The organism is Methylomonas sp. AM2-LC (assembly GCF_039904985.1).
In the GTDB taxonomy this organism is placed as follows: domain Bacteria; phylum Pseudomonadota; class Gammaproteobacteria; order Methylococcales; family Methylomonadaceae; genus Methylomonas.
In genome coordinates this window covers 3,378,043-3,403,014 of record NZ_CP157005.1, presented here as the reverse complement: position 1 = coordinate 3,403,014, position 24,972 = coordinate 3,378,043, and the positions used below count along the sequence as shown (strand labels likewise).

Here is a 24,972-nt window from a genome sequence, read left to right as displayed (position 1 = left end):
GCAACTGAGATAGAGAACAGCTATGATAGTGACTTTTACCACCAAAGCTTATGCCGATACCATCATGTTTGGCGATATTGCACTTAAGATGTTAACAATGATGGGGCACAGTGCAACCGTACCCGGTGCAATCCTGGCAGCCGATATTCCTGCTTACCTGCAGCGTTTAAAAGCAGCCATTAATACGGAAAATACAGTGCCAACCGATGTTAATAAAAAAGCAGCTGAATCTTCGGTTAGTTTGGCTCAACGTGCATTTCCTTTACTGGAACTACTTGCTGCAGCCGCAAAGGCGGAAGCCGACGTTATGTGGAAATGAACATTAGGCTTTAATCAAGGTGTTATTTCAATTTGTAACATTTAACTTAAAGAAACGGCTGTTTCCAGCTACCGTCAGTATTGCTTTTTCTGCTTTTGAAATTAAACCACAAATTTTAAGTAATATATTCTTGTTAGGACTGTTAGGCTTTGTACTATTGATGTTTGCCATTGCCAAGGTCTGTTACGCTGCCGATCCTCAGCCTTATATTGTCACTCTTGAGAGTACAACCAATACCCAACTGGATAAATTGCTAGCCGATGCGTCGACATTAATCAGTTTGCAAAAAAGCGCCGAGGTTGGGCCTTTTGCGTTGCTGGCGCGTGCCAAGCAGGATCAGGAGCGCTTTGTTATGGCTATGCAAAGTCTGGGTTATTATCAGGGAAAAGCGGTGCTGCATATTGCCAGCCATACCTTGGATGATCCAGAGCTATTTGATTACTTAAGCAGCTCTGCTGCTGATCCTCCTGTGCCGGTAACCGCATCTTTCCAACTGGGGCCGCAATTTCATTTGCGACAAATCAGAATAGCAGGAGAGGTAGAGCAGTCAATTGTCGATGTCATCAAGTTAAAAACCGGCGACAAAGCCATAGCCGAGGAAGTGTTGGCAGTACGCACCCGTCTATTAAATGCCTTGCTCGAACAAGGTTATGCCTTGGCAAAAGTGGATGAGCCTGTTGCTACCTTATCACTAGAAAGCGCTGAGCTAGATATCTTGTTTAAAGTTGACAGCGGACCCAAAGTTAAATTGGGCCATATTGCTATTGTAGGCTTAAAGAATACCGATGAGAGTTTTGTGCGTGAGCGTTTGTTGGTTTCTACCGGGCAAGCATTTAAGTCTAGTGATATTGAAACTGCACGTAAGGATTTGAACGAGCTGGGCATTTTCTCTGCAGTGCGAGTCAGTAGCGGTCAACAACTGGATCAGCAGGGTCAGGTGCCACTCAATTTTGATGTTGCCGAACGTCCGCTGCACTCTGCCAATATGGGCGCAGCTTATTCCACCGATTTGGGCGGTAGTCTTTCCAGTGCCTGGTTACGCCGCAACCTGTTCGGTCATGCCGAACAGCTCAGTTTAAGCGCGGCTTTAACCCAGTTGGGCGGTAATAGTACCACCGGTTTAGGTTATAAAGTGGGAGCAGCCTTTAGCAAACCCGATTTTCTGGTACGTGATCAAGCTTTACAAATCGGATTAGACGCTCTACAGCAGAATTTTACAGCTTATAACGAGACCGCGCTATTGGCACATACTATGCTGAATCGTAAACTTTCCCAACATTGGCAGGGTGGTTACGGTATAGCGGCCGAACAGGCACAAATAAGTCAGGAAAACATCCAGCGTGATTATACTTTACTCAGTCTGCCCTTAACATTGAAATATGATAGCAGTAATAACCTGCTCGATCCGACCCAAGGTAGTATTGCAAGTGCTGCATTAACACCTACTTATTCAATGGGCGGCAGCCATCAGCCCTTTGTTTTGCTACAAGTTTCCGCATCAACCTATCTAGAGCTTGGTGAGCCGGGACGTCGAGTACTGGCCTTACGCGGTTTGCTAGGCGATAGTGCTGGAGCAAGTCAGTTCGATTTACCACCGGATAAACGTTTTTATGCGGGTGGCAGTGCCACAGTGCGTGGTTATAAATATCAATCAGTTGGTCCCAAATTTGCTGATTCGGTGCCGCAGGGCGGAACCGCAATTGCTGCCGCTAGTGTAGAATTGCGGCAACGTATTATGGACGACTATGGTGTCGTGGTGTTTGCCGATGCCGGTCAGGTTAGCGTGAATGCCTTGCCATTTTCGAATCGCTGGCAAATGGGTGCCGGGGTAGGTGCGCGTTATTACACTTCATTTGGGCCAATACGCCTGGATGTGGCGGTGCCTGTTAACCCAGTGCCTGGCAGTGGTTCGTTCGAAGTTTATATTGGCCTAGGTCAGGCATTCTGATGCATAAAATTTTCCGCTACCTGATATGGAGTTTTGGCAGTTTATCGGCGTTGCTGGCGCTGGCGCTGCTATTGCTGATATTGGCTTCTGTCACGCCGGGCGGACGCGCGGTAATCGAAACGTCTGTATTAAAATTAAGTGCCGGAAAAATTTTGCTGAGCGGATTAAGCGCCGATTTTCCTGATCAAGTAAGTATCGGTCAAATCTCAATGCAAGATGCTGAGGGTGTCTGGCTTCGAATAGATGATCTGCTGCTGGATTGGCAACCCGCTAAACTATTGGTGGGGGAGCTTAACATCACGCAGCTTCAGGCCCGATTTATCAGTCTTGAACGCTTGCCTGTGGCTGGGCAAGAATCGAGTTCGTCCGTCACCTCATCATTACCATTGACTCTAGTTTTAAACAGTTTGTTTATAGAGCGCTTCGAAATGGCAGCATCTTTAGCGGGTGATGCTGCCAATTTTCAAGTATCTGGACGGACAGCGCTGGTCTCAATCAAGCGTGCTGAAGTAGAGCTGCGCATACAAAACTTGGAAAAACAGGGCACCTATAGCTTATTCGCCAGCCTGATTGATGAAACGCTGGACACGCATATGACCTTACAAGAAGCCTCGGCTGGGCCTTTAGCAACCTTAGCCGGTTTGTCCAGTCAGACAGGATTAAATGTAAATGTCAGTTTGGCAGGGCCGTTGGCAGCTTTACAAACTCATATAGCGCTTAAGCTGGATAGCTTAACAGCCTTGTTGGATGGCAATATCAACTGGATACAAAACAGTGTCGATCTGATGTTGACAGCAAACGCACCCGCCATGCATGTGCGTTCAGATTTAGCTTGGCAAACGCTGGCGCTTAAGTTGCAGTTACAGGGGGAGTTAAGCAGGCTCAATGTTAATGGCGACTGTTCACTGCAAAAACTCATGGTCGGCCAAGTTGTTATTGACAAGCTAATTAGCAACTTACTGGGCAAGGATGGACAGATAAAACTAAACGGTGAACTAAGCGGTGTTAGGTTAGCGACAGACGAACCGGATGTGCTATTAGCCGAGCCTTTGCTGTTTGAGGCCCATGTGGCTACCGATCAGGCTAATTTTCCGGTTAGCTTGGCACTAAAACATAGCCTGATAGATGTCAGTGGACAAACCACTATGCTTACAGATAACTCCAGCGCTAGCTTAATGTTGTCATTACCCAGGCTGCAACCCCTAGCTGCTCTATTTGGTTTACAGATGACAGGTAGCGCTGATATGCAGTTAAATTATGCTCAGCAAAATACAAATAAACAGTTGGCGTTACACGGTAGTTTAAGCCTCAATTCGGATGATAGTGTTTGGGTAAAATTATTGGGCGAAGTCGCAAACTTCAATCTCAGCATGAGCGCACAAGATAAAGATATTGCCTTATCAAGTCTGCATGTAGACGGTAAGAACTTGAGCTTAGCTGCAGTTGGTGACGTAATAAATGGTGACGCCGATTTCAACTGGCAGCTGCATCTCAATAAACTGACCGATATTATTATTGATAAGTCAGGGCAACTGACTGCGCAGGGGCAACTGCATGGTTCACTGCATGATTTAACTGTGTCTTCAGACCTGATTGCTGAGTTGGCAAACAAGGCTTACGCTAGTGAGTCGCTGCATGCGCATCTGCAATTACAGCATTTGCCGAATCGTGCGGAGGGTCAACTAACATTGGTTGGTGAATTTTTGCAAGCACCGCTTGAAATAATAGCGACAGTTAACAGTCCCGATCTTAAAAGCGTAAACATTGTCATAGACAAAGCCGACTGGAAAAGCCTGCAGGCACAGGGAGGATTACAGTTTACGGAAAACAATGCAATGCCTAAGGGTAAGATTGATATAAAGGTCGAACATTTAAGCGATTTTCAAGCCTTGCTTAAGGAGCCTCTGTCGGGCAGAGCCACTGCCAGCCTGGAAACAAACATACACAATAGCCAAGCACTGGCCAAATTTAAACTGGCAGCCATGCATCTCAATTTGCCGGGTAGGGCTACGATAACCCAAACTAATTTAGAACTGAATATTAGCGATGCGCTTGGTCAACCGCAGGTGCAGGGTATAGTGGATGTGCAGGGTGTCACTATAGGCAAGCTGGCAGGTAGTGCGCAACTAAAGCTGGAGGGTGGATTACAGGATTTGAATTTGCAAATGTCCGCCACTATGCCGGATCTGTCCGGCAGCACTGCGCAATTAAGTCTAGCAGCCATGCTAAATAAAAATAACAGTGGTGAGTTCAACTGGTCATTGCAACACTATCTGATTTAATATTATTAACAGAGGTGAATCAATGGCACAGAAAGGTCGACCCGGTTTATCCGCAGCTCAAAAGGTTGAGTTGTGGCAAAGATGGAAATTAGGACAATCACTCAGTGAGATAGGTCGTGCCCTTGGTAAGCATGCTGGATCCGTGCATACTGTTTTATCCGCTCATGGTGGAATTATTCCTGCAACTCGCTCAAGATCGGCTAGGTCACTGAGTCTAGTTGAGCGCGAAGAAATATCGCGAGGACTGGCGGCTGGTGAATCAATGCGACAGATTGCATCAAAACTAGCAAGATCACCCTCTACTATCTGCCGTGAAATTGCCCGTAATGGTAATAAAGATCAATATCGAGCAATCGAAGCTGATTCAAAAGCATGGGATCAAGCACAGCGACCTAAGCCCTGTCGACTGGCTACACATTCTCAACTACAAATCATGGTGGCAACTAAACTCGGTTTCGATTGGTCTCCTGAGCAAATTGCTGGCTGGCTTAAACATGAATATCCAAACGATATCAATATGCATGTCTCACATGAAACAATCTATAAAAGCCTGTATATTCAAGCACGCGGCGTTTTGAAAAAGGAATTAATCGGACATCTACGATCGAAACGAATGATGCGGCGAGGTAAGGCATCAACAACTGAAGGCCAGCCAAGAGGGCAAATTATTGATGCGGTATCGATAAAAGATCGACCTGCAGAGGTTGAGGATCGTGCAATACCTGGGCATTGGGAAGGTGATCTGATTACGGGGTCTAAAAACAGCCATATTGCTACTCTAGTTGAACGTCGGTCACGATTTGTGTTGCTGGTTCAAGTTGATGGCAAAGATACGACGAATGTTGTGAATGCATTAATTCGTCAGGTACAGCAACTTCCTTCCGGCTTAATGGCTTCGTTGACATGGGATCGTGGTACTGAATTAGCTCAACATAAAAGATTTACTGTAGCCACCGATGTGGCAATGTATTTTTGCGATCCAAGAAGCCCTTGGCAGCGAGGAACCAATGAAAATACAAACCGATTATTAAGACAATATTTTCCCAAAGGGACCGATTTAAGCGGTTATAGTCAGCAAGACCTAGATGAGATTGCTTTAAAGCTTAATACGAGACCTAGAAAAACACTGGGCTACATGATGCCTGGTGATAAACTAAACGAATGCGTTGCAATGACCAGTTGAACTCACCGTTCTTTATTGTGCAATTCACTGCAAGCCACTTGGCATCAGCAAACTATGCAACTGCTGGCTCCAACAAATATCAGTTTTAAGGACGGATTAAGTGTTGATCGCTTGCGTTTGGGTATACAGCAAGCTGAGTTAGCGGTCTCCGGACGCATCTTGCCCAATTTGGCACTGACAGTTGAATTGCAGCAGGCTCCAGTCGAATTATTTAGCTTGTTTACCCCTATGCCAGCCATCACGGGTACCCTGAGTGCCGATGCCAATTTACACGGTAGCCTGTTACAACCCACTGGTTTGTTGCACATTACAGCAAAGCAGCTGCAGCTTAAGAATCGTCTGCGTCAGGCATTGCCACCCGCAGGATTTAGTGCAAATGCAATATTAAATGCGGGTAATGTTGTTGTGGATGCCAACCTTAAGGCTGGCAATATGATAAACATACAAATCAGTGGGCAAACTCCCATGACCAATACTGGCGTGTTTGCATTGCAAAGTGCGGCCACGCTAGACTTAAAAGTGTTGGATCCGTTATTGAATGCCACTGGGCAACAGTTACACGGGCAATTGCTGGCGAATGCAACGCTTGCTGGCACTTGGTCGGCACCTTTACTGACAGGTACGGCGCAACTTGAACAGGGTACTTGGCAGGATTTTAGTACTGGGATTGGCATTAACGACATCAGTGGAACATTGGCAGTTGTAGAAGGTAGTTTACCCATGCTCAAATTAAAGGCCCGCGCTGGGCCTGGAACCTTGAATGCAACCGGTAGTATTGATTTGTTGACTACAGACATGCCTATCGATTTGACTATCATCGCCCGTAACGCCAGGCCATTGGCAAGTGATCAACTAACAGTCAATCTGGATGCCGATGTGCTGCTCAGCGGTTTGCTTATGACGGGTATGACAGCCAGTGGAGGTATCCATCTTAATCGTGCAGATATCCAAATTCCGGAACGCTTGCCAACAAGTATTGCCGTACTAAAACTAAGCAGCCTCAAACCATCTGCTGCACCTGCTGCGGCTGAGTCGAATAGCAATTTGGCACTGAATGTGATCATAGATGCACCGCGCGAAATTTTCGTCCGTGGCCGAGGCATAGATGCTGAACTGGGCGGCAGTATAAAGGTGACTGGCGATCTAAACCAGCTGTATCCAGATGGAAAATTTACCTTGCGCCGAGGTCAATTCACGCTGGCAGGTCAAGTACTGGTTTTTAATCAGGGGGAGGTCGGGTTCGCTGACAATAGCTTAACCAATCCGTCTTTAAATTTCGTTGCCACTTCCACTCGCAACAATATTGCAGCCACCATAACGATAAGCGGCACTGCTCAACAGCCGAAAATTGCACTGAGTAGTTCGCCAGTGTTGCCAGCAGACGAGATTTTAGCAAACTTGTTATTCGGCAGCGGCGCAGCCAGCTTAAGTCCACTGGAAATGGTGCAGATCGCTGCTGCGTTGGGGTCACTAACGGGAGTAACTTCCGGAGTAGGTGATCCGCTGGAAAGTGCGCGTAAGCTACTGGGATTGGATCGTTTATCGGCTGGGGGTGTCAATCCCAGTCTGGAAGCGGGTCGATATATTGCGCCTGGTGTTTATCTGGGGGCTAAACAAGGCATTTCAGGTGGAGTTCCGCAGCCAGTCATCCAAATCGATATCAGTAAACATCTTAAGTTTGAGGGTGGGGTGGGTAGCGGTGCCGCCACTAGTTCCACAGCAGGGAGTTCCGCAACCAACAGCGTGGGTGTTATATACCAAATTGAATATTAATTGCTGGGTAATAACGTGCGCATCGCTGTTGGTATTATAGAAATAATGGTTTTGCAAATGACCGGTTCGTTATCGTTTGACTTCGATTTAATAAACAAGGGAGATGGTATAGGTCTATCTTTTAATCAGACTTCATTAATTTTAATTTAAGTGTTTTTGCTGGAATTGTTGTAACACATTCTATTGAATCACAAGGGTTACAGAGTGGTAGTAAGCGTGCAAATTCAGTTTTGACAACCTGATAGCATTCGCAGACGCGTAGTTCCAATCCTGGTCTATCTATTACGGTAATATGGCCACGAACATAATTTATCAAACCTGCTCGTTGTAATTTGCCTGCGGCTTCCGTAACCCCTTCGCGGCGTACGCCCAGCATATTTGAAATGAGTTCTTGGGTCATGATCAATTCGTTTGAAGTAAGTCGGTCAATACTTAAAAGTAGCCAGCGACACAGTTGTTGGTCTACAGTATGATGTCGGTTGCAGGCGGCGGTTTGCGTCATTTGCGTAATCAGTGCTTGCGTATAGCGAAGCAGCAAATCATGCAGCAAGCCTTTACGCCGACCACCACAGCGCTTAAATTCATTCAAAAGTAAATGTGCTTTCAAACGGTAGGCAATGCCAGCGCTTTGCACGACTGCGCGATTAGGCATCGTTTTGCCTCCCATAAAGGTTGCTACGCCGAGTATGCCATCGTTACCTACTACTGCAATTTCTGCTGAAGCACCATTTTCCATGACGTAAAGCAAAGAGACTATGCAAGTAGTAGGGAAATACACATAGCGCAACTCATCGCCTGATTCGTAAAGCACTTGACCCAGTTGCAAGTCAATAGGCTCCAGATTGACAGAAAGCTGCTCAAATTCAGCGGGTGGAAGTATGGCCAAAAGCTGATTTTTACCAAGTTTACATGGGTTTGTCATGTGAGAAGTGTATTCAGCTAGGAAAGGAAAAGAAAAGATGATTCTATCAGTAGGTCTGATAAAGTTATCAATAAATATCTATTCTATCTGTACGCTAGCCCACATAGCAAAAATAAGCCGCAAGTTTTTAAATAAGACATAATTCTTATGTCTTATTTTATCTTGTTGAAATTAAATAACTATTATATTGATGTTACAGGTTATTTAATTCTTATTGGGTTTTGTTATCTATGTATCACGCTGTATTTGAAATTACCTTTGCGCATACAAGCCCACGATTACGTTGACGCTAAGTGTAGGTATGCGGCTGTGTTTAGATTTTAGTAGTGAATAAACGCCCCACAGCAGCTGTAATCGCCATGGCAATAGCACCCCACAATATCACTCTCCAAGCTCCGCGCAGTTTACTGGCATTGCCAATTTGCGCGGCAATTGCTCCTAATATGCCCAAAAAAATCAGCGTTGTGCCTGTCAACCAGGGCAGCAACACTGGGGCTGGAGTAAACAGCGTAACCATTAGCGGTAGGCTGGCACCAATGGTAAAACTGGCGGCAGAAGCCAGCGCAGCTTGAAGTGGGCGGGCGGTTAAAACACTGGAAATGCCAAGTTCATCTCGGGCATGTGCGCCCAGCGCATCATGCTGCATGAGTTGTTTGGCTATTTGTAGGGCAAGTTTACGGGTGACGCCGCGTTTGACATAAATATCCGCCAGCTCACGTAGTTCTGCAGCCGGAAAGTTTTGCTGTTCTAGACGTTCTTTACGCAAATCGGCGCTTTCTATGTCTGCTTGCGAATACACAGACACATATTCACCGGCGGCCATGGACATAGCACCTGCCGCTAATCCGGCGATGCCAGTCATCAACACCTGCTCTAAACCGGCAGTGGAAACACCTACCAATAGGCTAGCGGTGGAAATAATACCATCGTTAGCGCCCAGCACCACGGCGCGTAGCCAGCCGCTGCGATTAATGCGGTGAGTTTCAGGCTTAGGGCGCGGCAGTATCATCGTTGCTCAACTGTTTGTTATCTGGGTTGTTTTCCAATGCCGACGGGGTAGTCGTATTCCATTCACCACCTAATGCAATAAACAGCGCCACGCTATCTTGAAAGCGTTGCGCTAAAATTTGCAAATAGGCAATTCTGGCTTGTTGATATTGACTGTTTACTGTAAGCACCTGCAAATAATTGACCAATCCAGCTTGATAATTGGCGTTGATCAATGCTAATGAAGCATTGCTGCTCTGCAACGCATCCCATTGCGCTGCCTGAGTTGCAGCGTCATGTTCCAAGGCTTTAAGGGTATCCGCAACTTGTTGGAAAGCGCTGATGACTGTTTGCCGATAATTGGCCAGAGAGCTTTCATAAGTCTCTATGGCCGCTTTACGGTTAAACCAGATAGTGCCACCGTGAAACAAAGGTTGCGCAAAGTTGCCAGCCATGGCCCAGATGTTACCGTGACTGATGAATAGGTCGGCCAGGGAAGTGTTATTGTAGCCATACGATGCACTTAGGCTGATGGTTGGAAATAATGAGGCCGTGGCTACGCCGATTTTAGCACTGTCACTGTGCAGTTGTGCTGCGGCAGACAGTATATCCGGGCGCTGATTTATCAGATCGGAAGGTAAGGTCACTGGCATTTTGGCTGGTAGCTTCAATTCTTCCAATTTTATGGGTGGTGCTTGCCATTCTGCGGGTACCTTACCCATCAGGCTGGCTTGTAAATGTGCGCTTTGATCAAGTTTTTGCTGTAGCGGTGGCAGTGTAGCTGCCAGCGCGGCTAATTGACTGCGTAAACTGAGCAGGGTCAGATAAGGAACAGTACCGGTTTGCACTTGAATGACTGTGATGTCTATCTGCTTATGAATATTGTCGATTAATTGCTGGGTAGCATCGATTTCTGCACTGTATGCTGCACTGGTAATTATGCTGTTGATCACATTACCCGTCAGGGTCAGATAGGTAGCATGTGCTGTATAACCCTGCAATTCCTGTTGCGCCTTTAGGCTTTCAATCCTGCGGCGTTCGCCGCCAAATACATCCAGCGTATAACTCACGGTGGAGCTAATGGTGTACAAATTAAAAATCGTCGGTTTAGAGGTTTGACCAAATTGGGCTGCTGAAAAGCGTTTTCTGCTTGGGGTAAACCCCATATCAATTTGCGGAAAGAAGATGCCATAGCCTGCTTGTAATGTCGCCTGACTTTGACGTAAATTAGCCTGAGCGGCCTGCAAGCCTAAATTATTGGCAATGGCTGCTTTTACGATACTGTTTAAGGGGGTGGAGTTAAACAGCTGCCACCAGTCTGCGCTGATTTTGTCACCCAACGCAAAATGTTGGCTAATCCCGCCAGCCTCAGCGGTGGTAACCGGGTCAGATGTATAGTTATAGCTTGTAACTTTAGGTGGATCAGGTTGTACAAAATCAGGGCCTAGCGTACAACCTGTCAATACTGCCAGCAAAACAATAGTGAGCTTAATAATGCCTAAATGCTGCATTGGAAACTTGTCTGAGCCTGCTGCTCGGCTGGCTAATCGTATATTCATAGGAACGCTGCCATTGGTCATTTTTCACCAATATAAACATCAACCAGCTGTCCCGGATACAGGTTTAGCTCTGCGGTGTTAGCAAAGTTGAACAGGATGGTTAATACGCGTACATCAACCCGCTCAGTTTTTTGATTGGACAATTCGATTTTAGGTGAAATATAGGGTTGGATGCGCACAAATTGCAACGGAATACTAGTGTTAGTGCCGCGAATAAACATTTTACCCTGCATTTTAGAGGTGGCGGGTAATTTGGGGACCAGTATTTCGTCTATAAAACATCTGACAGCCAATTGATTTTGCGCGCTACCCAGCACCAGTACCGGGTTCATATCCTGCGTATAGGAACCATAAATACCTTGTGGCGACACATAGCTACCAACTGCAGCCATAATACTCAATACTCTGCCATCCTCTTTTGCTTTGATGCTATATTTCGATAACAAAGCATTGGCCGCCAGGTAGCTGTTGTAAAGGTTCTGATAGAGTTTTTCCTGATTTTTGATGTCATAACTCCAGGCACCTGCCTTAGTTAGTTCATACTGTTTTTTTAACAATTCAAAATTGGCTTCAGCTACTTTGACGGCGTTGCTGTCGTTATCCAAAGTATCCTTGCTCACAGACTGTGGATTAAGAGTAAACGACTGCATTTGTTTGTCCAATACCACCTGAGCACTGTATAAACTGGCTTTAGCCACAGCTAACTGGGCTTTGGCAACAGCCAGTACTTCTTGGCGGGGTTGATGCTTTAGTTCTTCCAACATGATCAGACCCGCATCAGCTTGCGCCTTCAACTGCGCCGTAGTGGCTTTTTGTACAGCATCATCCAGCATTATGAGCGGTGTACCTTTCTGGATATTTTGACCTTCTGTGACGCCTATTTTTGTCACGACGCCGGATACTTCAGGAAAAATATTGATGTTTTCACCACTGGGCAGATTGCTCTCAATCAGACCGTTAGCGTATATTCCCTGCGGGAACGGGTTTGGTGCTGGATTGAATACTGGTTGAAGCGGACTGTTGACCACCCCTGAAAAATACGCAGCAGCCAAACCAATGACCACACCAATACCTGAAACGATGAATATAACCTTGTTGTTCATTTTGCTAATCCCTGTTTTTCAATCGCGGTGACTTGACCGTCTTCCATTTTCATAATGCGATCCGCAAATTCGAAAATACGGTTATCGTGACTGACTACCAATACACAACGCTTTTCGTTAAGAATGTCGCTTTTAACGAATGCCATGATTTTTTTGCCACTTTCACCATCCAGAGAAGCGGTAGGTTCATCAAAAATTAGAATATCGGGCTGGCTGACCATCGCTCTGGCGATGGCAACCCGTTGTTGCTCGCCGCCGCTCAACTTAACTGGTGGCAATTGTGCGCGATCTTTTAGCCCGACAATATCCAGAAACTTTAAGGCTTCTTGAATGGCCTCATCCCAGTTGCGGCGTTTAAGAATAAGCGGAATGGCCACATTTTCTACCGTGCTCAAGCGAGGGAATAAATGATAATCCTGAAATACAAAGCCGATGCGATTCAGGCGAAAATCGGCCAAGGCATCGTTGTCCAGGCTCCAGATATCGGTGTTGTCAATTAACACACTGCCCGAATTGGGTCTGAGAATACCGGACATCATGCTCAGCAGTGTAGTTTTACCGCTGCCAGAGGGGCCGACCAGAAAAAATGCTTCGCCATATCTAATCTCGAAACTAACCTCTTTTACCGCGTTAGTTCGGGCTTCACCCTCACCAAACCATTTAACCAACTGTTTGGCGGTAATGGCGATGTTTGGCATCTCAACCCCTAAACACGTCGAATGGTTCTATCTTTAACACTTTTCTGACACCGATATAACTGGAAAATATGGCAATGATTAGTACCATTACAAAGGCCAAGCCTAAATCGGTGTAGGTCACTATGCTGGCATAATTAGGTAAACGCATTTTGGCTAATATAATCATTAAGGTACATAGACCGACGCCTAATCCATAACCTGTAAGCGCGGTAAATCCGGCCTGGAAAACAATCATGATGATCAATTCACGACTTTTGGCACCTATGGCTTTTAACGCGCCAAATTTATCTAGGTTCTCTAGAATAAAGGTGTAGAAAGTTTGTCCAGAAATAGACAGTCCGACCACAAAACTGATAATAGTCATTAACAGGATATTGGTACCTATCCCGGTTTTGTACTTGTAAAATGCGGCAATATTGTCGCAAAACTCCTCATTGGTCAGTGCCAGATAACCCATTTTTGCAACTTCATTTTTGATAGATGCAATATCACTTTCAGCCTTGGGTTCCACCAAAATATAAGAAGAGGTAAAGCGGGCAGAGGGGATGTACTGTATGGCGCGGTTGTAGGTTGTATAGAGTGATGGAATGCCAAACAAACCGTTATTGGTCACTTTAGCAATACCGACAATAACGCCACGGTGATCATTCAGTTCAAATTCCGTACCGATTACCGGATTCTCCAGTTTTTCGATTTCCGAATCTTTGATCACTATAAAACCGTTTTCTGCGTAGATGTCTTCTATATGTCCTTCCAGCAATTCAGGTCTGCCTAGTAAAGAGGTATCATCCAAACCCATAACCGTCACCGACTGGTAGTTGCCGCTGCGTAACTTTAGTGTTGCCCCTCCAGAGTATAAGGGCACTGCATATTTGACACCGGGTATGCTGCGCACTGCATCTTGCACGTAATCCGGCATGGGAATACTATTGGCTACTGTCGTCACAGAAGGGTCCATAATCCAGATTTTTGCACCAATATTGGTGACTACCGCAGAGGCCTTTTGCAATATTCCGGCGAAAATGGAAGTCATTTGCACCATTAAAAATACAGCAAAGGTAATACCTATCAGTAAGGCGGCAAATTTACCTTTGTCATTTACCAGTAATTTGAATGCTATCTTCAATAGTCCCATCATAGTCTGGCAGCCTCTTTATTTGCAGCCAGAAATCTATATTTTAATTTGTGGCTGCTAAAGTTTTGTCTAGTTAATGTTTGCGTCTGGGTGGGAGTGATTTTCGCTTCCTTAATGATTTTAGTCTTTGGTAACAAATAGGTTTTGATCACGTATGTTGCGATTGATAGCTTTCAATACAACTCAAAATGGACATAAAATTACAAATACCAATAGTTAGCAATCTTGAAAATCTTCGCTAAAATCAATACTATTATCAATGGCTTTGTTACCTATTCGATATGCATTTCCTGCTGTATCAACCTCCCAGTCTGTCGTTATATTTCCGACAAATGCTTCACATTCATCTAACGACTCTGAGTTTAAATCTTTGATTTGTTCTTTATCCATGCTGTGTTCCCAATTAATGATTACGAAAATAATGAGATTAATTTGTAACTACTTTGCGAAAAGGTCAGTTTTTATAGGATGAACCAACCGGCAGCGTATCAATCGCGACAGATACACTTCACTTTGTACATCCTATAGCCTTAAAGTATGTTTAGTTTTATCAGATAGAATGCGCAAATTCAGTACGTTTGCGTACATAAATTCATCATTTAATATTCGGAGTGATTGTCACTGGAAATTAATGTCTACAAGGTACGTTAGCCAACAGACGGATTTCAGCACATGTTTTAACTTAATTTGTAAAACCACTAGTCGCTTTTCCGCACACTATATGACGAAGTTAACGCTCATCCCACTCGAAATAACTGAATGCTGGCATAGTTTGTCCAGTCATGAGGTATTGGTAAAGCTAGGTGTAAGTGCCTTAGGGCTTTCTACGCAGGCAGCAGCAACTCGCTTGGCGAACAATGGTTTAAACGAATTACAGGAAGGTAAAACGATCAATCCATGGCTAATGTTTTTTAGCCAGTTCAATAGTCTTGTTATTTGGATATTAATAGTGGCAGGCATTATTTCGTCTGTGATGGGGGAAACTTTAGACGCTATTGCCATCCTGACTATTGTTATTCTTAACGCTATTATTGGTTTCTATCAGGAATATACGGCAGAAAAGTCTATTCTGGCACTAAAAAAAATGACCGCTCCACAGGCTAAGGTGCGGCGTGATGGGCAACTCATTTCAATTCCAGCTGCGTTTGTGGTGGTGGGTGACATACTGGAGCTAGAAGCTGGTGATTTAATCGCTGCGGATGCCCGATTATTGGAAACAGCGTCTCTTCGCTGCATGGAAGCTGCATTAACTGGCGAATCTGATCCCATCCTAAAACAAACTGCAGTATTAAGTGCTGGTGTAATCCCGCTTGCCGAGCGTAAAAATATGTTGTTTATGGGCGGGAGTATTGCGTCAGGCACAGGGCTGGCGGTTGTCGTCGCCACTGCAATGCATACCGAACTTGGCCTTATCGCGGGATTGATTAAAGCGGCCGCCGATGATCAGAGTACTCCGTTACAACGCAGGCTAGATGCCTTTGGTCGAATTTTAGTGTGGGTGGCACTCGTTATCGTGGTGTTATTGTTTTGCCTGGGTTTATTACGTGGAACGCCGGTTTTTGAATTGACTATGACTGCCATCAGTTTGGCGGTGGCGGCTGTTCCAGAAGGTTTGCCGGCTGTGGTAACGGTGGCGTTATCGGTTGGCGTGTTGCGTATGGCAAGGCGCGGTGCATTGGTGCGGAAATTGCCTGCAGTTGAAACGCTTGGTTCAACTAGCGTAATTTGCACAGATAAGACTGGCACCTTGACCCTGGGACAGATGACGGTTAGAGCATTCTATGTAGATGGTCAAAACTATGCCGTCAGCGGCGAAGGCTATGGGCCAGTAGGTGAGGTTAGGCGCCAAGACCAAGTAGTCACGGTGCTTAACTGTCCCGCTATGCAGGCATTAACATCTATTATATTAGGGTGTAATAATGCTCATTTGCTACAGGAGGAGGGCGTTTGGAAAACCTTAGGTGATCCAACCGAAGGTGCGTTATTGGCTGCGGCAGGTAAAGTGGGTGGCGACCGGGTAAGTATAGAGTTGGAATGTCCTAAGCAGTTGGAAATGCCCTTCGATTCAGATCGGAAGCGCAGTTCGGTGGTGCGGCTAATGCCAGATGGGAAGCTACGCGCTTTTACTAATGGCGCTCCGGGTGCATTGTTGAGTTTATGCACGCATCTCTATACTGAAGCCGGGATTCGCCCGCTAACAATACAGGATAGCGAACACATTTTGGCACAAACCACGCTGATGGCAAATAAAGCCTTAAGGGTGCTAGCGTCAGCCTATCGTGATCTTGAGGATGATATTGCTAATCTGACTGCTGTTAATGTTGAGCGTAAACTGGTGTTTGTCGGTCTGTCGGGTATGTATGATCCGCCGCGCCCGGAAGCCAAATCGGCCGTTGAAAAATGTCATACTGCCGGTATTCGTGTGGTGATGATTACCGGCGACCATCCGCATACCGCCATGGCTATAGCCAAAGAAATTGGTATTGCCTCTGATAAAGAAATTGCCATTACCGGATTGGAACTTGATCAGTTATCCGATACTCAATTACAAGCCCAGGTTGCGGGTATTGCTGTTTTTGCCAGGGTAACCGCTGCAAACAAACTTCGCATAATTCGGGCCTGGAAAGCCAATGATGCCGTAGTGGCAATGGCGGGAGATGGGGTTAACGATGCACCTGCTATCAGAGGTGCCGATATTGGTATTACCATGGGGAAGTCGGGGACGGAAGTGACCAAACAAGCGGCGGATATGATACTCACGGATGATAATTTTGCCACGATAGTCGCCGCTGTAGAAGAAGGTCGTGGTATCTATGAGAATATCCGCAAAACCCTGCTATATCTGCTGGCCGGTGGCAGTGGCGAATTGTTGTTGATGACAATCTGTGTTCTGGCAGGGTTACCCGCACCACTGTTACCTATACATCTGTTGTGGATCAATTTAGTTACGGATGGTTTACCTGCGTTGTGTTTAGCTACCGAACCTATTGATGCGGATCTGATGAAATATACACCGCGCCGCCGTTCGGAGCGGATGACCAATCCCAGGTTTTTCCAAACCATGTTATTGACGGGTATGTTGACTGCAGGGATAGTGTTTGCGGTTTATGTTTATGCTTTACAGTCAGGAAATACCGAATCGGCACGTTCATATGCTTTTGCCGGATTAGTGTTTGCCGAATTGTTGCGTTCCTTTGGCGCTCGCCATGAACGCAAACCAGTTTGGCGACTGTCGCTATTTACCAATATAAATCTGGTTATGGTTGTGGTGGTATCTTTAGGATTGCAAGTATTAAGTCAACATTATGCGCCGATGGAAAGGATACTAAAAACAACAGAAATGTCGTTGCAAGATTGTTTGTTGTTATTAGTGGTTTCGGCCATTCCGCTGTTAGTACTGGAATTATTAAAACAATATCGGCATGCAAAATCGTATCAACCCAAAGTGACGACTAGTTATTTATCTGGATTTACTTCTTGGCTAGGCAATATTGGGTTGCTAGTTACACATGCTGTGAAAAAATTTGTGCAGATTAATGCCAGTCAGTCTGCGGCAGCCTTTGCCTATTTCGCGTTTTTCTCGCTCTTTCCAATGATTTTGTTATTTGTAACCTTTGCTGCGCTGTTTATTGATCGAGAACAGGCAGGAATGGTTGTTATCACTTATATTAAAACTTATATCCCAATCGGCGCAGATATGCAGGGTTATTTATTCAATTCGCTGACGCAAGTAGTCAAAACTAGCGGACCTGTCAGCGTTGTGGCACTGGTAACACTGTTATGGTCAGCCATACAGTTTTTTACAAATCTGATCACGGCAACCAATCAGGCTTGGGGTGATGTTAGTGGCAAATGGTGGCAACTACCGTTGCAAAGTTTGCTGTTTCTTGCTCTGATGCTGTGCGTATTAATGATGGGCATTACCGCGCCGGTGCTGGTTGGAATGATGGAGAGGTTTCTATTACCTATAATGGATTTCGGTGTCTGGTTTAATCCGCTAATGAGTACTGTTATTTCTTCGCTGCTGGTGTTCTTCAGTCTCAGTCTGTTTTATAGAATTGTGCCTGTTCAGCCTACCCCATTTTCACAAGTCTGGGCTTCAGCATTATGTACCACGCTACTACTACAGGTGACTGGAGGCGTTTTTGCCCTTTATCTGGCGTACTTTACCAACTTAAATGCCATCTATGGCGCGTTTGGTGGCATCATGGCTTTATTGCTGTGGTTATATGTCTCCGGTTGTATTTTTATCTTCGGTGCCTGCTTATCTTCTGGGCAAGCTTTAAAAAATACTATGAATCAATAAGCAAAATCTTTGATCAGTTAACCCAATATCGGGCAATAGGCGTTATTTTCTTATAGTCATGCTAAGCATAACTTTTTTGTTAATGGTAAGCATTCGCCCCAATGTTCGTTTACGTACAGATGAATTTGCCACAAAGACACATAATGTGCCAGCGACTGTTCCACATTCAAATTTTAGTAAACGTATTTTTCGTGTTGGACATCAGTTAAAACTAGCGGACATTTATTTCTGGAGTCACTGTTATGAAACGAATATATTTTTTAGCGCCAGACATCAATATTACCCAAAACATCGTGAATGATTTATTGAGTGCTGATATCGAAGAACGCCATATTCATGTTATCGGCAAACCAGGTTCACATCTGGAAGCTTTACCTGAAGCAACCTTTCTACAAAAGTCTGATTTTATTCCGGCTTTGGAGCAAGGCCTGTTGTTGGGTGCGGCTACTGGCTTGTTTTGTGGTTTGGTGGCTTTGATATTGCCGATGGGGTTGGTGTTGGGTGGTGGAGCGGTATTGGCAATCTCTACGGTAGGTGCTGGTCTGGGAAGCTTTTCAGCGACTTTGGTGGGCATTAGTGCCGATAGTCGTCGCCTAAAACAATTTGATGATGCGATAAAAAATGGCGAGTTTCTAGTTATGATAGATATGGAAGAGGATCAAATAGAAAAAATAAAAACCATTATAGTAATGCATCATCCTGAAGTAGATTTTGAAGGCGTTGAACCGCATTTTTTCGCTTAACGCTAAAGAGAATCCGTTTGTAACGGATTCTCGCCGCATTTTAGTTAGTTAATAAAACTCATTTTGTCTTTTACGTTTTTAACGCCAGGTGTACACCATGCAGAATGGGTTGCCAGATCGCGTTCGTTCCAACTGTGAACTTTTCCAGTCAGAGTAACATCCTCGCCATGCACTTCCACAGAGATATTTTGTGCGTCAGCTATGGCGCGTCGTTTTAAGGCAGTTTCGATATCGGCTTTGATTGAACTTGAGGTAATTGCTGGTTTAATAGTAATATCGTTACTAACGCCTCTTACGCCCATTAAATACAGCACTGCATTAGCTGCTGTTACTCTTTGGTAACCCCAGTCAACTTGACCCGAAAGTGTAATCCAGCCGTTTTCTACCATCACCCTGACAGAATTTTTCGGCAAATATGTCGTCCACTGTAAAACGTTTTCTACGGTACGGGCTATATCAGCATCTGTGCGATTGCTGACACCTGGCAGGGTAACATCAATTTCAACAGCCAAAGCTTTTACACCTGCAACCCGTTGTGCTGATTGTTCTGCATTCAGTTTTTCTCCGTAACTGTTGACATGTCCAGATAAAGTGACGATGCCATCTTTAACTTCAACGCCGATGTTGGTTGGGTTAATGGAAGGTTCCCAGTTTAGCTCGGCAATGACGTCTTTTTGTATTTGCATATCGTTTTTCATGACTGTATTTCCTTGTAGAATTAGGGGAATTAAGTATGCACTGAAAGTGTAATCCGATCTGTGCGGCTGCCCACTTACAAGTAATGATTGACGACAATTGTCATCACGCAATTTCTTGCCTTTTCCTATTATTCTTATTTATGCCTGAGACTCGCGAAAACGGTATTTCTTTGAGGGTATCTTTGAAAGCACAACTTATAATCCATTTAATCCCCCGTCCGTTGTTATTAATAGAATGTCAGCAAGCATTGCTGATATTCAAATTATTACAGGGATAACCAAAGAGTACCTATCATCAACGTGATTAAAGTCAGTGGCGCACCTACCTTAAAGTAGTCCCAGAAGGAAATCAAAACTCCGCGTTCGGCGGCTTTCTGCACCACAATCAGGTTTGCAATCGACCCTAAAATTGTGAAGTTGCCTGCCAAGGTAGAAGCCATAGCAATCACCAACCATGCACTATCATGATTCTGCAAAACCGTTACAAACGGCTTCATCATCAGCACGGCAGGGACATTGCTGACCAGATTGGATAGCACGGCAGTTACTGCACTCAGGACAGGCACTTGATCGAGATGCAGATGACCTACTGCAGCCATTATATTGGCTGTAAGCAATGATTTTTGTGCTCCAGCCACAATGATGAACAATCCTGCAAACATAAGTAACAATGACCAATCTATTTCTGCATAGATGCGTTTGCTCTTGATTCGTCGTGTTAACAACAACCAGCTACTAATGATAATGGCAACTTTGGCTGGCGGCTGACCGGCAAAAAATAGTGTAATCATTGCCGCAGTCGCCAATAAGGCGCGGAACACCAGAACGCGATTTATACGTAAATTTGGCTTGTCAATTTGCATGTGGATAATGGTGGTGAATTCTTTTCGATGAAAGACACCCACCATTACAGCAGTAATAATTAGCCCGATTATTGCCACTGGTGCAAGTGTAAGAGCAAACGAAGTATAAGAAATATGCGAGAAACTGGCTATTAGAATGTTTTGTGGATTTCCGGTAATGGTTGCCGTAGAGCCCACATTAGAAGCCAGCGCTACTGCAAGCAAATACGGTACTGGTTTACGCCCCAGGCGAAGTGTCAGTTCCAGTACCAGTGGTGCTAGAACTAGGCAAATGGCATCATTCACTAGAAAAGCTGAAAATATTCCTGACGTGGCGGTGATAGTGCAAAGCAGGAACAGTGGATTTTTTGCCTTCGCAACAATCAAGTTTGTCACCATCACAAAAAAACCAGACAGACGTAAACTGGCTACAAGTATCATCATTCCGAGTAACAAAGTAATCGTGTCGAGGTCAATTGCCTTATAGGCATCTTCTAGTGACAGAGCGCCGGATACGACCATTAACCCTGCACCCACCAAAGCAATACCGGCTCGATCAATGCTCAGACCTGGTATCTTGCCAAACGCAAGCGCCAGATAGCTGCTTACAAAGATGATTGCGACTGTAATTTTGTGGATGCTGATATCAGCTTCAGGGCTTACCCATAGCCAGTTGGGGATTGCGGTAGAAATAAGGGCGTTAAGTATCACGCAGATAACCAGCACTATGCTGACTATATTTGGCCAATGTCGTTGCCAGTTTTTTTTCATTGACGACACTTTCAAGACATTAGGGAATATTTATTACAAATAATGATGTGCATTTTAAGGTTCGCTTATAAATTAAGTCGATTTTACGTGATATTTCCGTGTTTGGTAACGGCAAACACCAAACGGCCTTGCAAAATAAGTCAGGCGGCTATTCTGGCGGATTTTCGGCAATCAAACCATAACAAAATGCTGCTGTTATCTGCAAAAGGTATAACCCTTGAACAAAAGGCAGCAGCCTGATTCTTTAAATATTAAGCCGCTAACCCCCGATTATCTTTTGGGAAGTCTGCTGCACGTGCCACCAATTCACCGGCTAAAAACTCTTTGTGTAATTCATCCAACTTGCTGGTAGCGCCCACAAAGGCATCTTTACCTAGTAGCAGATGATGAGGTGGGTTAGTGGTTTCAATAGCCTGAATAATCGCATGCATGCCACGTATGGGATCGCCGGGTTGATGTCCAGAAATGGCGCGCACTTGGCTACGCCAAACACCTGCAGTGGCTGCATAATCCGCAATTTGCTGTTGGCTTTCATCGGCAGAGCGTCCGGCCCAATCGGTGCGAAAACCACTAGGTTCGACTAGCATAACCTTGATTCCCAATGGTTCTACCTCTTGCCAGAGTGCTTCGGACAATCCTTCCACAGCAAACTTGGTCGCATTATAGTAACCAAGTGCGGGGAATGAACGTAATCCAGCTAAGGATGAAAAGTTGACAATGTAGCCGCTTTTTCGTTGACGCATTGCCGGCAGAACCGCATGTATCATACGACTTAAACCAAAGAAATTAATCTCGAACATTTTACGTATCTCGGCTTCTTCGCTTTCTTCAACAGCTGCAAAATAACCAATTCCTGCATTGTTTACTAGTACATCAATGCTGCCAAACCTTTGTGTTGCTGCCAATATGGCCGCATCAATTTGATCTTGATCAGTCACATCCAGTTTTAGTACTAGTGCTTCACCTAAGGCTGCTAAGCTATTGAGTGTTTCTGGATCACGAGCTGTGATGACAGTTCGGTAACCACGTTCTAGTAATTGTTTGGCAAGCTCTCGACCAAAGCCAGTCGAGCAGCCCGTGATAAACCATACCGGTTTTTGAACTAATGGCAATTGATTGTTGGTTTGTGTCATAAAAGGTACTCCAAAAATTTACTGTTAAGATTAATATGGGTAAAGTCTCAATTCAGCTATCTAACCCAAACATTGAAACCGTAATCTATTGCAAAGCGAATATATTGGCTTATGGCTTGCACTTAACCCATATTTGTTTACAAGCCTGTATATGCCAATACTGAATTTAAGCGTAATGGGATAAGCGTAAGTCATGACGCAAGTTAATTATTAATGTTTTGCTTTAGACGGTCTGTTCGGCAGCAAACAGATTACGAGTTAAGGTGTTTTGCTTCTTAACGTCTAATAACGCACCGACACAAAATTAATTGCGCAGTCATTTTGAAATGAAATCAATTAGTATTGGGGTAAGCACACACAGTATCGGTGAGTTCTATTCATGGATGATCGTTGAAACGTTACTAGCCAAGTTAACAAGGGGTTTTCTGACTTCAATCCATTAACTTATCTACAATTGCTAGAAACTTTGGGTTAGGCGAGATTTCATGTCTACTATTGAAGAACATCATTAATGTGCTAATGATTAAGGGGATAGTGAATAGATAGTGGTTAACAATCAGACAATTTGATTTTATTGTTTGTTAATCAAGGTGATTTGTCGTTGCCATGCTGCGACCAGCGCTGCGTAACGACTCTGGACAGTCCAGACGGTCAGTATGAATTTCGATGAATACCAGCTCATCTGCCGCCGTAGCTTTAGCCAGTGCTGCTTCAAGTTCGCCTTCTGTACGTACATCAATACCTAGCCCACCACCAAATACTTCTACTAATTTATGATATTTCCAGGGTTGCAGGTCATTGTAGGCATGATCGCTGATCACGCGTTCTATGGTATACCCCTCATTATTAAGCAAAAATATGATCGGCTTGAGATGATTGCGGATCATGGTCGACAGATCCTGTCCAGTAACTTGGAATGAACCGTCTCCCACAAACAGCACAACCTGCCTGTGTTTGGCGGCCATGCTGGCACCCAAGGTAGCGCCGATGGTATAGCCAATTGAGCCGTAAAAAGTCTGACCAATAAAGGTCGCACCGTTGGGCATCAGCATTTCGGCTGCACTGAATAAGGCTACACCTGTTTCAGCAACGACTATGGCATCGTCGGCTATAAAATGACTCATGCGGTCGAAAAATCGTTGGATAGTCAGTACTTTCTGTGGATCAGGAATATATAGCTCCGCACAACGATGCACGCAGCCATCTTTCGCACTTTGGATATTCAGTGTTACAGGGTCTCGTCGGCTAATTTTTTCTGTTAGTCCTGCGATAAAGTCATGTAGAGATACATTCTCGTAATAATGATGTTTGATTCTTACTGAACGGATGTTAGCGTTTATAGTTTTGGTTTCGTCAAGGTTAGCAGTAAAACCACCCGTGTTAAAATCGGTGAGTACTGCCCCCAATTGCAGAATACAATCAGCAGAGTTAACTCGATTTTTCACATAGTCACGACTTCGTTCACCTTCAAACAACCCAATGAATTGTGGATGCTGCTCTGACAGGACGCTCTTGCCCAACATCATGGTCGCATAGGGAAAGCCAGTTTTATCAAGCAAGTTGGCAAAATCTTGTTGCAGCTTGAAGCGTATCAATTCCACATCGCCAATGATAACGGGTTGCCGAGCATTATTCAGCATTTGCAATGCTTCGTTGATCGCCTCGCCCAGCGTATCAGGATCGCTGCCGAGAGTTGTAGGGAAACGAAAAGGCTTAGGAGGTTGGCAAGGCATCATCACCACATCAGCAGGAATACTAATGTAAACGGGTTGTTGATGAGAAACACAGATTGTTAACACCCGATCTATTTCGGCAGCTGCCGTATCTGCAGAAACCAGTTCGGTTGAGGCGGCTGTAATTTTCTCGTACATTCGCAAGGGGATTTGATAATCTCCCATGGTGTGATGCAAAAGTGGCCGATTGCGAAAGTTAATTGTTGATGGAGAACCCGTAATCACTACCAACGGCACGCGTTCGGCGAAAGCGCCAGCCACGCCATTGATCGCGCTTAATTCTCCAACACCATAAGTCGAGCAAAATGCGCCAATACCGCGAATGCGTGCATAGCCATCAGCGGCGTAGGCTGCATTAAGTTCATTACAGGTGCCTATATATTTTAAATCGCTCTTTAGTACCTGATTTAAAAAACCCAGCACAAAATCCCCCGGCACACCAAACAAATGATCTACGCCAATCTCCTGCAGTCGGGAAATTAGGTAATTTGCAACCGTAAATTGAGAAGTATTCATTGTGATTGAGTCCTTTGTTTGCAGATACAACGCTGCTAAGTTTCAATTAAACATTTGCTACCTGACAGGTATTATTTTGATTTCTTGATCTGTTCTTTAAGGTCGCCAAATCCTGACTGTAACTTTCCTACGTTTTTATCTAAATTACCTTCATTTTCCATATCCTCATTGTCCAGTATCTTACCAGCCACTTCCTTAACGTTACCTTTGGATTCTTCGATTCTGCCTTTTACTTGATCTTTGTTCATGATAGTTCCTGAGAATAAATTAAATTGATTTAAGCAAATTGCGATGAGATTTTTCGCTTTATCCGCTCGATTT

The 24,972-nt window shown here is 44.7% G+C and carries 19 protein-coding genes; 7 read left to right on the top strand and 12 right to left on the bottom strand.

Annotation, left to right across the window (positions count from 1 at the left end; genetic code table 11):
- The first annotated feature begins 22 nt into the window (after window positions 1–22).
- Genes ABH008_RS15180 through ABH008_RS15160 form a run of 5 tightly spaced genes read left to right on the top strand, consistent with a single transcriptional unit; the run spans window position 23 to window position 7,505 of the window.
- Window positions 23–319, top strand: a complete 297-nt coding sequence (locus ABH008_RS15180; protein WP_347986457.1) for a DUF1840 domain-containing protein — start codon at window positions 23–25, stop codon at window positions 317–319.
- A 19-nt stretch (window positions 320–338) separates the two neighbouring features.
- Window positions 339–2,267: a BamA/TamA family outer membrane protein gene (locus ABH008_RS15175; RefSeq protein ID WP_347986456.1), complete on the top strand. Its 1,929-nt coding sequence runs from the start codon at window positions 339–341 to the stop codon at window positions 2,265–2,267.
- Window positions 2,267–4,549 carry a hypothetical protein gene (locus ABH008_RS15170; RefSeq protein WP_347986455.1) on the top strand — a complete coding sequence of 761 codons (2,283 nt, stop codon included), beginning with the start codon at window positions 2,267–2,269 and terminating at the stop codon, window positions 4,547–4,549. Before ABH008_RS15175 ends, ABH008_RS15170 begins: the two co-directional genes overlap by 1 nt.
- A 22-nt stretch (window positions 4,550–4,571) precedes the next feature.
- Entirely contained in the window at window positions 4,572–5,732 is a 1,161-nt protein-coding gene (locus ABH008_RS15165; protein ID WP_347985983.1) for an IS30 family transposase, read from the top strand.
- A 54-nt stretch (window positions 5,733–5,786) separates the two neighbouring features.
- The gene (locus tag ABH008_RS15160) at window positions 5,787–7,505 is read left to right on the top strand and encodes a translocation/assembly module TamB domain-containing protein (RefSeq protein WP_347986454.1); all 1,719 of its coding nucleotides are present in this window, start codon (window positions 5,787–5,789) and stop codon (window positions 7,503–7,505) included.
- A 121-nt stretch (window positions 7,506–7,626) separates the two neighbouring features.
- Here the strand turns inward: ABH008_RS15160 and ABH008_RS15155 are convergent, their stop codons facing one another.
- The 7 genes from ABH008_RS15155 to ABH008_RS15125 all read right to left on the bottom strand — a co-directional run bounded on the left by ABH008_RS15155 (window position 7,627) and on the right by ABH008_RS15125 (window position 14,299).
- A complete protein-coding gene (locus ABH008_RS15155; protein WP_347986453.1) occupies window positions 7,627–8,427 on the bottom strand; it encodes a Crp/Fnr family transcriptional regulator in 801 nt (266 codons plus the stop codon).
- A gap of 313 nt (window positions 8,428–8,740) precedes the next feature.
- Window positions 8,741–9,436, bottom strand: a complete 696-nt coding sequence (locus ABH008_RS15150; protein WP_347986452.1) for a VIT family protein — start codon at window positions 9,434–9,436, stop codon at window positions 8,741–8,743.
- On the bottom strand, window positions 9,417–10,973 hold the full coding sequence (locus ABH008_RS15145; protein ID WP_347986451.1) for an efflux transporter outer membrane subunit: 1,557 nt from the start codon (window positions 10,971–10,973) through the stop codon (window positions 9,417–9,419). Before ABH008_RS15145 ends, ABH008_RS15150 begins: the two co-directional genes overlap by 20 nt.
- Window positions 10,974–10,990: 17 nt before the next feature.
- Window positions 10,991–12,076: a biotin/lipoyl-binding protein gene (locus ABH008_RS15140; protein WP_347986450.1), complete on the bottom strand. Its 1,086-nt coding sequence runs from the start codon at window positions 12,074–12,076 to the stop codon at window positions 10,991–10,993.
- Window positions 12,073–12,774 carry an ABC transporter ATP-binding protein gene (locus ABH008_RS15135; protein WP_347986449.1) on the bottom strand — a complete coding sequence of 234 codons (702 nt, stop codon included), beginning with the start codon at window positions 12,772–12,774 and terminating at the stop codon, window positions 12,073–12,075. Before ABH008_RS15135 ends, ABH008_RS15140 begins: the two co-directional genes overlap by 4 nt.
- Window position 12,775: 1 nt before the next feature.
- Complete coding sequence (locus ABH008_RS15130) at window positions 12,776–13,912, bottom strand: ABC transporter permease (RefSeq protein WP_347986448.1); 1,137 nt, start codon at window positions 13,910–13,912, stop codon at window positions 12,776–12,778.
- Between the two features lie 213 nt (window positions 13,913–14,125).
- Complete coding sequence (locus ABH008_RS15125; RefSeq protein ID WP_347986447.1) at window positions 14,126–14,299, bottom strand: hypothetical protein; 174 nt, start codon at window positions 14,297–14,299, stop codon at window positions 14,126–14,128.
- A gap of 331 nt (window positions 14,300–14,630) precedes the next feature.
- Here ABH008_RS15125 and ABH008_RS15120 point away from each other — a divergent pair, with 331 nt between their 5' ends.
- Complete coding sequence (locus tag ABH008_RS15120) at window positions 14,631–18,215, top strand: HAD-IC family P-type ATPase (protein ID WP_347986446.1); 3,585 nt, start codon at window positions 14,631–14,633, stop codon at window positions 18,213–18,215.
- Between the two features lie 242 nt (window positions 18,216–18,457).
- Window positions 18,458–18,958, top strand: a complete 501-nt coding sequence (locus tag ABH008_RS15115) for a DUF1269 domain-containing protein (RefSeq protein ID WP_347986445.1) — start codon at window positions 18,458–18,460, stop codon at window positions 18,956–18,958.
- Between the two features lie 44 nt (window positions 18,959–19,002).
- Here the strand turns inward: ABH008_RS15115 and ABH008_RS15110 are convergent, their stop codons facing one another.
- From ABH008_RS15110 to ABH008_RS15090, 5 genes are all read right to left on the bottom strand, one after another.
- The gene (locus tag ABH008_RS15110) at window positions 19,003–19,656 is read right to left on the bottom strand and encodes a BON domain-containing protein (protein ID WP_347986444.1); all 654 of its coding nucleotides are present in this window, start codon (window positions 19,654–19,656) and stop codon (window positions 19,003–19,005) included.
- A gap of 266 nt (window positions 19,657–19,922) precedes the next feature.
- Window positions 19,923–21,269 (bottom strand): anion transporter, encoded by a 1,347-nt coding sequence (locus ABH008_RS15105; protein WP_347986443.1) that lies wholly within the window; start codon window positions 21,267–21,269, stop codon window positions 19,923–19,925.
- 251 nt (window positions 21,270–21,520) lie between these two features.
- The gene (locus ABH008_RS15100; RefSeq protein ID WP_347986442.1) at window positions 21,521–22,402 is read right to left on the bottom strand and encodes an oxidoreductase; all 882 of its coding nucleotides are present in this window, start codon (window positions 22,400–22,402) and stop codon (window positions 21,521–21,523) included.
- Between the two features lie 581 nt (window positions 22,403–22,983).
- Complete coding sequence (locus ABH008_RS15095) at window positions 22,984–24,651, bottom strand: thiamine pyrophosphate-binding protein (RefSeq protein ID WP_347986441.1); 1,668 nt, start codon at window positions 24,649–24,651, stop codon at window positions 22,984–22,986.
- Window positions 24,652–24,722: 71 nt separating this feature from the next.
- The gene (locus ABH008_RS15090; protein ID WP_347986440.1) at window positions 24,723–24,899 is read right to left on the bottom strand and encodes a CsbD family protein; all 177 of its coding nucleotides are present in this window, start codon (window positions 24,897–24,899) and stop codon (window positions 24,723–24,725) included.
- Window positions 24,900–24,972: the final 73 nt, after the last annotated feature.

What these genes read in the sequence shown, in the direction of transcription:
- ABH008_RS15180 (WP_347986457.1), top strand. Translation starts at nt 23, where the DNA reads ATGATAGTGACTTTTACCACCAAAGCTTATGCCGATACCATCATGTTT.
- ABH008_RS15170 (WP_347986455.1), top strand. Translation starts at nt 2,267, where the DNA reads ATGCATAAAATTTTCCGCTACCTGATATGGAGTTTTGGCAGTTTATCG.
- ABH008_RS15165 (WP_347985983.1), top strand. Translation starts at nt 4,572, where the DNA reads ATGGCACAGAAAGGTCGACCCGGTTTATCCGCAGCTCAAAAGGTTGAG.
- ABH008_RS15160 (WP_347986454.1), top strand. Translation starts at nt 5,787, where the DNA reads ATGCAACTGCTGGCTCCAACAAATATCAGTTTTAAGGACGGATTAAGT.
- ABH008_RS15155 (WP_347986453.1), bottom strand. Translation starts at nt 8,427, where the DNA reads ATGACAAACCCATGTAAACTTGGTAAAAATCAGCTTTTGGCCATACTT.
- ABH008_RS15150 (WP_347986452.1), bottom strand. Translation starts at nt 9,436, where the DNA reads ATGATACTGCCGCGCCCTAAGCCTGAAACTCACCGCATTAATCGCAGC.
- ABH008_RS15145 (WP_347986451.1), bottom strand. Translation starts at nt 10,973, where the DNA reads ATGAATATACGATTAGCCAGCCGAGCAGCAGGCTCAGACAAGTTTCCA.
- ABH008_RS15140 (WP_347986450.1), bottom strand. Translation starts at nt 12,076, where the DNA reads ATGAACAACAAGGTTATATTCATCGTTTCAGGTATTGGTGTGGTCATT.
- ABH008_RS15135 (WP_347986449.1), bottom strand. Translation starts at nt 12,774, where the DNA reads ATGCCAAACATCGCCATTACCGCCAAACAGTTGGTTAAATGGTTTGGT.
- ABH008_RS15130 (WP_347986448.1), bottom strand. Translation starts at nt 13,912, where the DNA reads ATGATGGGACTATTGAAGATAGCATTCAAATTACTGGTAAATGACAAA.
- ABH008_RS15125 (WP_347986447.1), bottom strand. Translation starts at nt 14,299, where the DNA reads ATGGATAAAGAACAAATCAAAGATTTAAACTCAGAGTCGTTAGATGAA.
- ABH008_RS15120 (WP_347986446.1), top strand. Translation starts at nt 14,631, where the DNA reads ATGACGAAGTTAACGCTCATCCCACTCGAAATAACTGAATGCTGGCAT.
- ABH008_RS15115 (WP_347986445.1), top strand. Translation starts at nt 18,458, where the DNA reads ATGAAACGAATATATTTTTTAGCGCCAGACATCAATATTACCCAAAAC.
- ABH008_RS15110 (WP_347986444.1), bottom strand. Translation starts at nt 19,656, where the DNA reads ATGAAAAACGATATGCAAATACAAAAAGACGTCATTGCCGAGCTAAAC.
- ABH008_RS15105 (WP_347986443.1), bottom strand. Translation starts at nt 21,269, where the DNA reads ATGAAAAAAAACTGGCAACGACATTGGCCAAATATAGTCAGCATAGTG.
- ABH008_RS15100 (WP_347986442.1), bottom strand. Translation starts at nt 22,402, where the DNA reads ATGACACAAACCAACAATCAATTGCCATTAGTTCAAAAACCGGTATGG.
- ABH008_RS15095 (WP_347986441.1), bottom strand. Translation starts at nt 24,651, where the DNA reads ATGAATACTTCTCAATTTACGGTTGCAAATTACCTAATTTCCCGACTG.
- ABH008_RS15090 (WP_347986440.1), bottom strand. Translation starts at nt 24,899, where the DNA reads ATGAACAAAGATCAAGTAAAAGGCAGAATCGAAGAATCCAAAGGTAAC.